Source organism: Klebsiella sp. MPUS7 (assembly GCF_009905335.1).
Lineage (GTDB): Bacteria > Pseudomonadota > Gammaproteobacteria > Enterobacterales > Enterobacteriaceae > Klebsiella > Klebsiella grimontii.
Window position 1 is genome coordinate 2241897 of the sequence record NZ_CP047604.1, and the last position, 13556, is coordinate 2255452.

The 13556-nt window shown below is 58.4% G+C and carries 9 protein-coding genes; 6 read left to right on the forward strand and 3 right to left on the reverse strand.

Translation table 11 applies throughout. From position 1 onward, the window contains the following. Positions 1 to 99 precede the first annotated feature (99 nt). Complete coding sequence (locus GUC22_RS10525; protein WP_142385538.1) at positions 100 to 1419, forward strand: YchO/YchP family invasin; 1320 nt, start codon at positions 100 to 102, stop codon at positions 1417 to 1419. Here GUC22_RS10525 and narL read toward each other — a convergent pair. After that, positions 1416 to 2066: a two-component system response regulator NarL gene (gene narL / locus GUC22_RS10530; protein ID WP_004132998.1), complete on the reverse strand. Its 651-nt coding sequence runs from the start codon at positions 2064 to 2066 to the stop codon at positions 1416 to 1418. The two genes, GUC22_RS10525 and narL, sit on opposite strands and share 4 nt — an antisense overlap. Positions 2067 to 2076: 10 nt before the next feature. Beyond that, positions 2077 to 3855 carry a nitrate/nitrite two-component system sensor histidine kinase NarX gene (gene narX, locus GUC22_RS10535; protein ID WP_004133000.1) on the reverse strand — a complete coding sequence of 593 codons (1779 nt, stop codon included), beginning with the start codon at positions 3853 to 3855 and terminating at the stop codon, positions 2077 to 2079. 311 nt (positions 3856 to 4166) lie between these two features. Between narX and GUC22_RS10540 the strand changes: the two genes are divergently transcribed. The 5 genes from GUC22_RS10540 (at position 4167) to narI (ending at position 12611) form a co-directional block, all read left to right on the forward strand. After that, on the forward strand, positions 4167 to 5555 hold the full coding sequence (locus GUC22_RS10540; protein WP_004133002.1) for a NarK family nitrate/nitrite MFS transporter: 1389 nt from the start codon (positions 4167 to 4169) through the stop codon (positions 5553 to 5555). A gap of 396 nt (positions 5556 to 5951) precedes the next feature. Continuing rightward, positions 5952 to 9695: a nitrate reductase subunit alpha gene (locus GUC22_RS10545; RefSeq protein WP_049088171.1), complete on the forward strand. Its 3744-nt coding sequence runs from the start codon at positions 5952 to 5954 to the stop codon at positions 9693 to 9695. Beyond that, positions 9692 to 11227 (forward strand): nitrate reductase subunit beta, encoded by a 1536-nt coding sequence (gene narH, locus GUC22_RS10550; RefSeq protein ID WP_024357871.1) that lies wholly within the window; start codon positions 9692 to 9694, stop codon positions 11225 to 11227. The genes GUC22_RS10545 and narH overlap by 4 nt, the downstream gene beginning before the upstream one ends. Next, positions 11224 to 11934, forward strand: a complete 711-nt coding sequence (gene narJ, locus GUC22_RS10555; protein ID WP_134878400.1) for a nitrate reductase molybdenum cofactor assembly chaperone — start codon at positions 11224 to 11226, stop codon at positions 11932 to 11934. Before narH ends, narJ begins: the two co-directional genes overlap by 4 nt. Further along, entirely contained in the window at positions 11934 to 12611 is a 678-nt protein-coding gene (narI, locus tag GUC22_RS10560; RefSeq protein ID WP_004121739.1) for a respiratory nitrate reductase subunit gamma, read from the forward strand. The genes narJ and narI overlap by 1 nt, the downstream gene beginning before the upstream one ends. Here narI and GUC22_RS10565 read toward each other — a convergent pair. Next, positions 12608 to 13504, reverse strand: coding sequence for a DMT family transporter (locus tag GUC22_RS10565; protein WP_160183887.1), 897 nt, complete (start codon positions 13502 to 13504; stop codon positions 12608 to 12610). The genes narI and GUC22_RS10565 overlap by 4 nt on opposite strands. Between the last annotated feature and the right edge of the window lie 52 nt (positions 13505 to 13556).

A 13556-nucleotide genomic window follows, 5' to 3' on the forward strand; every position in this document is an offset into this window, starting at 1 on the left:
TGTTTTGCCGCCACCACTTCGTGAGTAGACGTAACCGATTTGAGCTCTCTGCCGTTCCGCGTAACCCCGCTTTTACCGCTTCTCCTGCTGCTGACAGGCATGCCCGCCCGCGCGCTGCAGGATAACCAGGCGTTCTCTAAGGGGCCTGAGACCTTACCCGACCTCGGCCTCGCGCCGCAGGTGGATGACGATGCAAAGCACTTTGCCGAGATGGCGAAAAAATTTGGCGAAGCCAGTATGAGCGATAACGGGCTGACAACCAGCGAACAGGCGCGAGTATTTGCTATCGGTAAGCTGGGGAACGAGGTCAGCCACCAGCTGGAGAACTGGCTTTCGCCGTGGGGCAACGCCAACGTCGATCTGCTGGTCGACAAAGAGGGCAATTTTACCGGCAGTAAGGGGAGCTGGTTTGTCCCGTTGCAGGATAACGGCGACTACCTTACCTGGAATCAGTACTCGGTCACCCAGCGGGATACGGGTCTGGTCGGCAATATTGGTCTCGGCCAGCGCTGGCGGATGGGCTCCTGGCTGCTGGGCTACAACTCTTTCTACGATAAAGCCCTGGACGATCGCATGGCGCGCGGCAGCGTCGGGGCCGAAGCCTGGGGCGAGTCGCTGCGCCTGTCGGCGAACTACTACCAGCCGCTCGGCGGCTGGCAGCAGGGGAGTAGCCTGACCCAGCAGCAGCGTATGGCGAGCGGCTACGATGTGACCGCCCAGGCGCGGCTGCCGTTTTATCAGCACATTAATACCAGCGTCAGCGTGGAGCAGTATTTTGGCGATAGCGTCGATCTGTTCCATTCGGGTACCGGCTACCACAACCCGGTCGCGGTGTCGGTGGGGCTGAATTACACTCCCGTTCCGCTGGTGACGGTGACGGCTAAGCATAAGCAGGGCGAGAGCGGCGTCAGCCAAAATGATGTCGGGCTGAAGCTGAACTATCGCTTCGGCGTCCCGCTGAAGCAGCAGCTGGCGGCCGATGAAGTCGCCGTTAGCCGATCGCTTCGCGGCAGCCGCTACGACAGCCCGGAACGGGATAACCTGCCGGTCGTTGAATATCGCCAGCGCAAAACGCTGTCGGTTTATCTGGCGACGCCGCCCTGGGATCTTCAGCCGGGGGAGACGGTGCAGCTGAAACTACAGATTCGTAGCCTGCACGGCATTAAGTCGCTGAGCTGGCAGGGGGATACCCAGGCGCTAAGCCTGACCTCGCCGATTGAGGCCAACAGTACGGACGGCTGGACCGTGATTATGCCGCGCTGGAGCAGCGAAGCCGGGGCGAGCAACCACTGGCATCTTTCGCTGGTGGTGGAGGATAAAACGGGTCAGCGCGTCTCATCCAATGAGATCGCACTGGCGCTGACGGAGCCGTTGGTACACGTACCGGCCGAGGGCGTTTCGTGGCCGCAACAGCCCTAGAATACGCGTTCCTGATGGACCCAAACCGCCGCTTCCACGCGCGATTTTAGCTTCATTTTCTTGAGCATATGCTTAACGTGCACTTTAACGGTGCTTTCGGTGATATCCAGACGGCGGGCAATCATTTTATTCGGCAGGCCCTGGGCAATCAGCTTGAGAATATCGCGCTCGCGCGGGGTCAGTTGGCTGATGTCGCGGTCCGAGGTGGCGCGATTGGCGCGCAGGCTGGCCGCCAGCACCGGGGTTAACGCTTCGCTGAGCACCATTTCGCCCGCCGCCGCCTGCTGCAGCGCTTTCAGCAGATCTTCCGGTTCCATATCCTTCAGCAGATAGCCGTCGGCGCCGCGTTTCAGGGCGGTCACCACATCTTCTTCATGATTAGAGACGCTAAACACCACCACGCGGCCGGAAAGCGACTTCTCGCGCAGCCTGTCGAGGGTTTCCAGACCGTTCATGCCCGGCATATTGAGATCCAGCAGAATTAAATCCGGATCTAAGGCTTCCGCCATCGCAATACCCTGCTCGCCGTTGCTGGCTTCGCCGATCACCTGGATGTCCGGAGCCATGCTGATCAGCTGTTTGACGCCGGTGCGCAGCATGGGATGGTCGTCGATGAGAAGGATGGTTGCCCGTTCCTGTTGACTCATGGAGTTCTCCTTATTGAATTGAAAACGATTTTTCAGGGATAAAAGTAACCACCACTTCGGTTCCGCCGGTTTCCCGCCGCCGGACCTGGCAGTCCCCGCGCAGGCTCTGCGCGCGATCGCGCATGATAATCAAGCCGTAATGGTTGCTGCGTTCCGCGTGGTCCGGCACGCCGCGGCCGTTATCGGCGACCACCAGGCGGACCTGATTCTCCCGCAGCGTCACGCTGACGCTGACCTCCGTGGCGCTTGCGTGCTTCAGCGCGTTGCTTAGCGCCTCGCGGGCGATTTGCAGCAGATGAATGGCCTGGTGTGACGGCACAAAACGCGGCGGCAGCTGGTAATCCAGGCGCACCGCAAAACCGAAGTGGGCGCTGTATTCCTGGCAGCTGGCCTCCAGCGCCGGGCGTAGCCCCGGTTCGGTGAGCTGTAGCCGGAAGGTCGTCAGCAGTTCGCGCAGCTGGGCCCAGGAGGTATTGAGTTCATTACGAATTTGCCCCAGCAGCTGGCGGCTCGCTGCCGGCAGATCGTCGCCCTGCATCTGCAGGCAGCTGACCTGCATTTTCATACAGGAGAGCGACTGGGCGATGGAGTCGTGGAGTTCGCGGGCGATGGTGGCGCGCTCCTCCATGACGATAAGCTGCTGCTGGCGCTCCTGATGCCGATCGAGGGCGAGGGTGCCGGTGAGTTGTTCAACCAGCGTATCCACCAGCTGCTGCTGATCGTGGCTCAGATGGCGACCGGTGGGCAGGGTGGCCAGCAAAATACCGTACTGATTATGGGCGTCCGACAGCCGCCATTTTAAGGTGGTGCCGGTATCTGGCAGCGGCGGCAGGTCGCGCGGGCAGAGGTAGCAGCCTCTGTCGTCGCACTGAATATCGGAGTGGCAGGAAAACTCCTGATGATTGTCTTCATCTTCGAGGTCGTAAACGCGAACTTCAATATCGCGCAGCAGGGTTAACCCCTGCAACCCGTTCAGAACCGGAGAAATGCGTTCGCAGAGCGGCGCGTTCGAGTGCAGACGGCGGTTGGCCTGCCACAGGAAGGCGAGGATCTCGTTTTTCTGCTCCAGGCCCGCGGTTTTTTCCTGCACCCGGCGTTCCAGCACCGAATAGCTCTCCGCCAGCTCTTCAGACATATTGTTCAGCGCCATGCCGAGCGTCGCCATCTCGTTGCGTCCGCTAATCTGCGCGCGCTGGGTAAAATCGCGTCGGCTCACCGCGCGGGCCATACCCAGCAGCTGTTTCCACGGGCGCAACAGGCGCGCGCGCAGCCAGACGATGGTGAACACCAGCAGCAGCGCCATTCCCACAGCCATGATGCGCTGGATCCAGACAACGTGTTTAATCCGCTCTTCGGTTGTGTGATCGAAGGCGGTAACCAGCTGGTCTATACGGTCGACAAACCCGGCGACATCGGTCGCCACCGAGGCCTGATTTTGCGCTTTGCGCATGCCCGGCGCCAGCTCCAGCTGCCAGTAGTGCTGCAGCGCCTGGAGCTGCCGCTGCTGATCGTCATGGCGCGCGGCGTACTGCAGTTCCGGGCTAAAGACGGTTGCCGTCATTTCATCCAGCAGCTTTTCATCGTTTTCGCCCAGCGGTACTGCCGCCAGCAGGCGATAGCTCTGCATGCGCAGCGAACCGGCTTTATTAATGGCGTGCGCGCTGCCCTGGACGCCGTGCACCAGGCGAGAAGAGATCGCCATTCCGGCGACGCCGATGAGGGTAGCCAGCAGAACGATCAGCGCGAGTTGATTCACCAGCGTCAGCGGCGTAAAAAGACGTTTCAACATGGGGTACGGGGCTCCTGACCGGTAAATTATCCGGGAGTGGCGCTTATTCTCGGCCATCCCCCGGAGTATACCCATACCCCTAAAGGATTACCCCTTAATTGTCAGGGCGGGGTGGGCTGGTGGCAGGTGTTCGGGGAATTCCAGCACTGGCGTGAAAAACCACACTTTTTTCCGCAGAAATAGCTACTCACTTCGGGTGATGCGTTTTTTTTCGCCAAATCGGCGCCCACTTTTCCTTTGATTTATATCAACTTACCGCCGCCTGTAACCCATAAGGTAGCTAGGGTTAATACGAATTATCAGAGGTGTCTATGAGTCACTCTTCAATCCCGGAGAAGACTACCCGCTCAGTCATTAGCGACTGGCGTCCCGAAGATCCTGAATTCTGGCAGCAGCGCGGTCATCGCGTCGCCAGCCGCAATCTGTGGATCTCCGTTCCATGTCTTTTGCTGGCATTCTGCGTCTGGATGTTGTTCAGCGCCGTTGCCGTCAACCTGAATAAAGTCGGCTTTCAGTTTACCACCGACCAGTTGTTTATGCTGACCGCGCTTCCGGCGCTGTCCGGCGCGCTGCTGCGCGTGCCGTACGCGTTTATGGTGCCGCTGTTCGGCGGCCGTCGCTGGACCGCGTTCAGCACCGGGATTATGATCGTCCCCTGCGTCTGGTTAGGCTTCGCGGTGCAGGATACCGCTACGCCCTTCAGCGTTTTCGTGATTATTTCTCTGCTGTGCGGCTTTGCGGGGGCGAACTTTGCTTCCAGTATGGCTAACATCAGCTTCTTCTTTCCGAAACAGAAGCAGGGCGGCGCGCTGGGCATCAACGGCGGCCTCGGGAATATGGGCGTCAGCGTAATGCAGCTGGTTGCCCCTCTGGTGGTATCGCTGTCTATTTTCGCCGTCTTTGGCGGAACCGGCAGCGAGCAGCCGGATGGCTCCATGCTGTATCTGGAAAACGCGGCGTGGATCTGGGTGCCGTTCCTGATTATCTTCACCCTGGCGGCGTGGTTCTTTATGAACGACCTGTCGGCGTCGAAGGCCTCGCTGAGCGAGCAGCTACCGGTACTGAAGCGCGCGCATCTGTGGATTATGGCGCTGCTCTACCTTGCCACCTTCGGATCGTTTATAGGCTTCTCTGCGGGCTTCGCCATGCTGTCGAAGACCCAGTTTCCGGATGTGCAGATTCTGCACTATGCCTTCTTCGGGCCGTTTATCGGCGCCCTGGCGCGCTCAACCGGCGGGGCGATCTCCGACCGCCTCGGCGGGACGCGCGTGACGCTGGTGAACTTCGTGGTGATGGCTATCTTCTGCGGCCTGCTGTTCCTGACGCTGCCGACCCACGGCGAGGGCGGTAACTTTATCGCCTTCTTCGCGGTATTTATGGTGCTGTTCCTGACCGCCGGTCTGGGCAGCGCGTCGACCTTCCAGATGATCTCGGTTATTTTCCGCAAAATGACCATGGATCGCGTTAAGGCCCAGGGCGGCAGCGAAGCGCAGGCCATGCGTGAAGCGGCGACCGATACGGCGGCGGCGCTGGGCTTTATTTCGGCGATTGGCGCGATTGGCGGGTTCTTTATTCCCAAGGCGTTTGGTATTTCGCTGGATCTGACCGGTTCGCCGGCCGGCGCCATGAAGGTATTCCTGGTGTTCTATATCGCCTGCGTGGTGATTACCTGGGCGGTCTACGGACGTAAGCAGAAATAATATTTCTTTTTGAATTTCTGCAAAGGGCGCAACGATATTTGCGCCCTTTTTATTGGTTATTACTTAGTTACAACATACTAGTGGTTTTGGGGGATATTAAAAGCCGCCTGAAGTCACAAAAAAAATGACTTCAGGCGCGCCTACCCCTTAATACCGTGGGGAATAACAAACCCCGGGTTTCTGCAGGCTTTTTCATTAAATATCTTTATTTATCAATAAAATAATAAATAGAAATAAATACTACTTTGGTGGTAATTCGCGTTTTACCTCGCTTTTATAAGCCCTATGCTCTTGATCGTTATCAATTCTCGCCCTCTTTCATAGCGTTACCTTCGCTGCAAATCCAGCAATGTCGATTTATCAGAGAGCCGTCAGGCTCCACACAGGAGAAACCCGATGAGTAAATTCCTGGACCGGTTTCGCTACTTCAAACAGAAGGGTGAAACCTTTGCCGATGGGCACGGCCAGCTTCTAAAAACCAACCGGGACTGGGAGGATGGATACCGTCAACGTTGGCAGCACGATAAAGTTGTGCGCTCCACCCACGGCGTCAACTGCACCGGCTCGTGCAGCTGGAAGATTTATGTCAAAAATGGTCTCGTCACCTGGGAAACCCAGCAGACTGACTATCCGCGCACCCGTCCGGATATGCCAAACCATGAACCGCGCGGCTGCCCGCGCGGCGCCAGCTACTCCTGGTACCTCTACAGCGCCAACCGCCTGAAGTATCCGCTGATGCGCAAACGCCTGATGAAGATGTGGCGTGAAGCGAAGGCGCAGCACAGCGATCCGGTTGACGCATGGGCCTCGATTATTGAAGACGCTGATAAAGCGAAAAGCTTCAAGCAAGCGCGTGGTCGCGGCGGTTTCGTGCGTTCATCCTGGCAAGAGGTGAACGAGCTGATTGCCGCCTCTAACGTCTATACCGTCAAAACCTACGGCCCGGACCGCGTGGCGGGCTTCTCGCCCATTCCGGCGATGTCGATGGTCTCCTATGCCTCCGGCGCGCGCTATCTGTCGCTGATCGGCGGCACCTGCCTGAGCTTCTACGACTGGTACTGCGACCTGCCGCCTGCCTCTCCGCAGACCTGGGGCGAGCAAACCGACGTGCCGGAATCGGCCGACTGGTATAACTCCAGCTACATCATCGCCTGGGGTTCCAACGTTCCGCAGACCCGTACCCCGGATGCCCACTTCTTTACCGAAGTGCGCTATAAAGGCACCAAAACCGTTGCTATCACCCCTGACTACGCCGAAATCGCCAAGCTTTGCGATCTGTGGCTGGCGCCGAAGCAGGGTACGGATGCGGCGATGGCGCTGGCGATGGGCCACGTGATGCTGCGCGAGTTCCATCTCGATAAACCGAGCCAGTATTTCACCGATTACGTGCGTCGCTACACCGACATGCCGATGCTGGTGATGCTCGAAGAGCGCGATGGCTATTACGCGGCGGGCCGTATGCTGCGCGCGGCGGATCTGGTCGATGCGCTAGGTCAGGAAAAGAATCCGGAATGGAAAACCGTCGCTTTTGATGAGAAGGGCGAAATCACCGTACCGAACGGTTCTATCGGCTTCCGCTGGGGCGATAAAGGCAAATGGAACCTTGAACAGCGCGACGGTAAAACCGGCGAAGATGTCGAGCTGCGCCTGAGCCTGCTGGGTAGCCATGACGATATCGCCAACGTCGGCTTCCCCTATTTTGGCGGCGAAGGTACCGAGCACTTTAATAAAGTCGAGCTGGAAAACGTGCTGCTGCACAAACTGCCGGTCAAACGCCTGCAGAAAGCCGACGGCTCTAGCGTGCTGGTCGCCACCGTGTACGATCTGACCATGGCCAACTACGGTCTGGATCGCGGTCTGGGCGATGAAAACTGCGCCAGCAGCTATGATGACGTGAAAGCGTATACCCCGGCATGGGCGGAGAAAATCACCGGCGTTTCCCGGGCGCATATTATCCGTACCGCGCGCGAGTTCGCCGATAACGCCGATAAGACCCACGGCCGTTCGATGATCATCGTCGGCGCCGGTCTGAACCACTGGTTCCACCTCGATATGAACTATCGCGGCCTTATCAATATGCTGATCTTCTGCGGCTGCGTCGGGCAGAGCGGCGGCGGCTGGGCGCACTACGTGGGCCAGGAAAAACTGCGTCCGCAGACCGGCTGGCAGCCGCTGGCGTTTGCCCTCGACTGGCAGCGTCCGGCGCGTCATATGAACAGCACGTCGTACTTTTATAACCACTCCAGCCAGTGGCGCTATGAAACCGTCACCGCGCAGGAGCTGCTGTCGCCGTTAGCGGATAAATCCCGCTACAGCGGCCACCTGATTGACTTCAACGTGCGCGCTGAACGTATGGGCTGGCTGCCGTCGGCGCCGCAGCTGGGCACCAACCCGCTGCGCATTGCGCAAGAGGCGAAAAAAGCGGGCATGACGCCGGTCGACTACACCGTCAAATCCCTGAAAGAGGGCTCCATTCGCTTTGCCGCTGAGCAGCCGGAAAACGGTAAGAACCATCCGCGCAACCTGTTCATCTGGCGTTCCAACCTGCTGGGCTCTTCCGGTAAGGGCCACGAGTACATGCTGAAGTATCTGCTGGGTACGGAAAACGGTATTCAGGGCAAAGATCTTGGCAAGCAGGGCGGCGTGAAGCCGGAAGAGGTGGAGTGGAAAGACAACGGTCTCGACGGCAAGCTGGATCTGGTGGTGACGCTGGACTTCCGTTTGTCGAGCACCTGCCTCTACTCTGACATCGTGCTGCCGACCGCCACCTGGTATGAAAAAGACGACATGAATACCTCGGATATGCATCCGTTTATTCATCCGCTGTCTGCCGCCGTCGATCCGGCCTGGGAATCGAAGAGCGACTGGGATATCTACAAGGACATCGCGAAGAAATTCTCTGAAGTTTGCGTAGGACACCTGGGCAAAGAGACCGACGTAGTGACGCTGCCCATCCAGCACGACTCCGCCGCCGAACTGGCGCAGCCGCTGGACGTTAAGGATTGGAAAAAAGGTGAATGCGACCTGATTCCAGGCGTCACCGCGCCGCATATCATGACCGTTGAACGCGATTATCCGGCGACTTACGAACGCTTCACCTCTATCGGCCCGCTGATGGAAAAAATCGGCAACGGCGGTAAAGGCATCGCCTGGAATACCCAGAGCGAGATGGATCTGCTGCGTAAGCTCAACTACACCAAAGCGGACGGTCCGGCCAAAGGTCAGCCGATGCTTAACACAGCAATTGACGCGGCGGAGATGGTGCTGACCCTGGCGCCGGAAACCAACGGTCACGTGGCGGTGAAAGCCTGGGCGGCGCTCAGCGAGTTTACCGGTCGCGACCATACGCATCTGGCGAAGAATAAAGAGGAAGAGAAAATTCGCTTCCGCGATATTCAGGCCCAGCCGCGCAAAATTATCTCCAGCCCGACCTGGTCAGGGCTTGAAGACGAGCACGTTTCCTATAACGCCGGCTACACCAACGTTCATGAGCTGATCCCGTGGCGCACGCTTTCCGGCCGCCAGCAGCTGTATCAGGATCACCAGTGGATGCGCGACTTCGGCGAAAGCCTGCTGGTCTATCGTCCGCCAATCGACACCCGTTCGGTGAAAGCGGTGATGGGTAAGAAATCCAACGGCAACCCGGAAAAAGCGCTGAACTTCCTGACGCCGCACCAGAAGTGGGGGATCCACTCCACCTACAGCGACAACCTGCTGATGCTGACGCTGTCCCGCGGCGGCCCGATTGTGTGGATGAGCGAGGCGGATGCCAAAGATCTGGGGATTGAGGATAACGACTGGATTGAAGTGTTCAACAGCAACGGCGCGCTGACCGCCCGCGCGGTGGTCAGCCAGCGCGTGCCGGCCGGGATGACCATGATGTATCACGCCCAGGAACGTATCGTAAACCTGCCGGGTTCAGAGGTAACCGAGCAGCGCGGCGGGATTCATAACTCCGTGACCCGTATTACGCCGAAGCCGACCCATATGATCGGCGGCTATGCCCAGTTGGCCTACGGCTTTAACTACTACGGCACGGTAGGGTCTAACCGCGATGAGTTCGTGGTGGTACGTAAGATGAAGAATATTAACTGGTTAGATGGCGAAGGTAACGACCAGGTACAGGAGAGCGTAAAATGAAAATTCGTTCACAAGTCGGCATGGTGCTGAATCTCGATAAGTGCATCGGCTGTCATACCTGCTCGGTCACCTGTAAAAACGTCTGGACCAGCCGCGAGGGGATGGAGTACGCGTGGTTTAACAACGTTGAAAGTAAACCGGGCGTCGGTTTCCCGAACGACTGGGAGAATCAGGAAAAGTGGAAGGGCGGCTGGATCCGTAAGATCAACGGCAAGCTGCAGCCGCGCATGGGCAACCGCGCGATGCTGCTAGGTAAAATCTTTGCTAACCCGCATCTGCCGGGCATCGACGATTACTACGAGCCGTTTGACTACGACTACCAGAACCTGCACAACGCGCCGGAGGGCAAACATCAGCCGATCGCCCGTCCGCGCTCGCTGATCACCGGCCAGCGGATGGATAAAATCACCAGCGGCCCGAACTGGGAAGAGATTCTGGGCGGCGAGTTCGAGAAACGCGCCAAAGACCAGAACTTCGAGAACATGCAGAAGGCGATGTACGGTCAGTTCGAAAACACCTTTATGATGTATCTGCCGCGCCTGTGCGAGCACTGCCTGAACCCGGCGTGCGTCGCGACCTGCCCGAGCGGCGCCATCTATAAACGTGAAGAAGACGGCATCGTGCTGATCGACCAGGACAAGTGCCGCGGCTGGCGTATGTGCATCACCGGCTGTCCGTACAAGAAAATCTACTTCAACTGGAAGAGCGGCAAATCCGAGAAGTGCATCTTCTGCTACCCGCGTATCGAATCCGGGATGCCGACCGTCTGCTCGGAAACCTGCGTGGGGCGTATTCGCTACCTCGGCGTGCTGCTGTATGACGCGGACGCCATTGAAAATGCCGCCAGCGCGGAGAATGAGAAAGACCTGTATCAGCGTCAGCTGGACGTGTTCCTCAACCCGAACGACCCGAAAGTGATTGAGCAGGCGCTGAAAGACGGCGTGCCGCAGGGCGTTATCGAGGCCGCCCAGCAGTCGCCGGTCTACAAAATGGCGATGGACTGGAAGCTGGCGCTGCCGCTGCATCCGGAATATCGCACGCTGCCGATGGTCTGGTACGTGCCGCCTCTGTCGCCGATTCAGTCAGCCGCCGATGCGGGTGAACTGGGCAGCAACGGCATTCTGCCAGACGTAGAAAGTCTGCGTATTCCGGTGCAGTATCTGGCCAACCTGCTGACCGCGGGCGATACCCAGCCGGTGCTGCTGGCGCTGAAGCGCATGCTGGCGATGCGTCACTTCAAGCGCGCGGAAACGGTGGACGGCGTCGTGGATACCCGGGCGCTGGAAGAGGTTGGACTGACTGAAGCCCAGGCGCAGGAGATGTATCGCTATCTGGCTATCGCCAACTACGAAGACCGTTTCGTGGTGCCGAGCAGCCACCGCGAGCAGGCCCGCGACGCCTTCCCGGAGAAAAGCGGTTGCGGTTTTACCTTCGGCGACGGCTGCCACGGTTCTGACAGCCAGTTCAATCTGTTCAACAGCCGCCGTATCGATGCTATCGACGTCACCAGCAAAACGGAGCCGCACCCATGATTGAACTCGTCATTGTGTCGCGTCTTCTCGAGTACCCTGACGCTGCCTTATGGCAGCATCAGCAGGAGCTGTTTGACGCTATCGCCGCTTCGGAAAAACTGGCGCCGGAGGATGCCCATAAGCTGAGCATTTTCCTGCGCGACCTGACCGCCCAGGACGTGCTGGACGCGCAGTCTCGCTATAGCGAACTGTTCGATCGCGGCCGTGCGACCTCGCTGCTGCTGTTTGAGCACGTGCACGGCGAATCCCGCGATCGCGGCCAGGCTATGGTAGACCTGATGGCGCAGTACGAGCGCCACGGTCTGCAGCTGGACAGCCGCGAACTGCCGGATCATCTCCCGCTGTATCTGGAGTATCTGGCGCAGTTGCCGGAAGCGGAGGCGCGCGGCGGATTGCAGGATATCGCGCCGATACTCGGCCTGCTTAGCGCTCGCTTACAACAACGCGAAAGCGGCTACGCGGCGCTGTTTGAGCTGCTGCTCAAGCTGGCGAACGCGCAGGTCGATAGCCGGAAAGTGGCGGAAAAAATCGCCGATGAAGCCCGCGACGATACGCCGCAGGCGCTGGACGCCGTCTGGGAAGAAGAACAGGTGAAATTCTTTGCCGATCGGGGCTGCGATGATTCGGAGATCTCCGCTCACCAGCGTCGTTTTGCCGGAGCCGTTGCCCCGCAATATTTGAATATCTCTAACGGAGGACAGCAATAATGCACTTCCTGAATATGTTCTTCTTTGACATTTATCCGTACATCGCCGGGACGGTGTTCCTCGTCGGCAGCTGGCTGCGCTACGACTATGGGCAGTACACCTGGCGCGCGGCCTCCAGCCAGATGCTGGACCGTAAAGGGATGAATCTGGCTTCGAACCTGTTTCATATCGGGATTCTCGGGATCTTTGCCGGCCACTTTCTCGGTATGCTGACGCCGCACTGGATGTACGAATCCTTCCTGCCGATCGACGTGAAGCAGAAGATGGCGATGATTGCGGGCGGCGCCTGCGGCGTGATGACGCTGGTGGGCGGCCTGCTGCTGCTCAAGCGTCGTCTGCTGAGCCCGCGCGTTCGCGCCACCACCACCGGCGCGGATATTCTGATCCTCTCCCTGCTGATGGTGCAGTGCGCGCTGGGCCTGCTGACTATTCCATTCTCCGCTCAGCATATGGACGGTAGCGAAATGATGAAGCTGGTGGGCTGGGCGCAGTCGGTGGTGACCTTCCACGGCGGCGCTTCACAGCATCTGGACGGCGTGGCGTTTATTTTCCGCGTGCACCTGGTGCTGGGCATGACGCTGTTTGTGCTGTTCCCGTTCTCCCGTCTGGTGCATATCTGGAGCGCGCCGGTCGAGTACCTGACGCGCAAATACCAGATTGTTCGCGCCCGTCGCTAATTCGCTGTTTTGATACCAACCCCGCCTTGGCGGGGTTTTTTTTCGCACCAGCCAAGATTGTTGCCTGCCGCAGCCAACAGGATCAGCGCGCCGCCGAACAACTGGATCAGGTTTAGCGAATGGCCAAATACCCGGTTATCGACAACGATCGCCACGACGGGATAGATAAATGACAGCGAGCCGATAATAGGGGTGGGAAGCTTCTGTATCGCGCTGTACAGCAGTTGATACATTACGCCGGTATGCACGATCCCCAGCGTTAATAGCATCACCCATGGGAAAGGAGGCGTGAGCGACGGCATATGCGCCAGCGGTAAAAGCATTACCACGCCGGTGAGCACCTGAATAAAGGCAATATGCTGCGGCGCGAGGGATTTGAGCTTGCGGGTAATTATTGCCGTGAGCGCGTAGAAGAAGGCCGCGCCCAGCGCGAGGCCGATACCGGCGAGCCAGTCGGCGCCACGAGCGCCGGTTAACTCCGTGGAGAGCAAAATGACCACGCCGCCAAAGGCGAGGAACAGCCACCCCCATTTCACCAGGCTGACGCGCTCACCGAAAAGCATCCCCATCAATACCAGCATAAACGGCTGGGTGTTATACACCACGGTAGAAAGACCAATAGAGATCCGTTCATAGGCGGCGAAGAGCAGGAGCCAGTTCACCACTAAGGCCACGCCGCCGAGAATAGCCAGCAGCAGCGTAATGCGGGTGAGTGGGCTAAACGGTTTTCGACTCATCCGAATAAAAATAAACAGTGCAATAGCCCCGATAAGACAGCGCCAGAATACGACTTCGGTCACCGGCAGGCCGGAAAGTAAAACAAACGCGCCAATCGATCCGGAAATTAACATCGCCAGGCTCATTTGCCAGACGCCTTTATGTAAATCACGCATCATCCACCTCCTGATTAATGACGCTATTGTTGAAAATTGCTGTCGGCTTTTA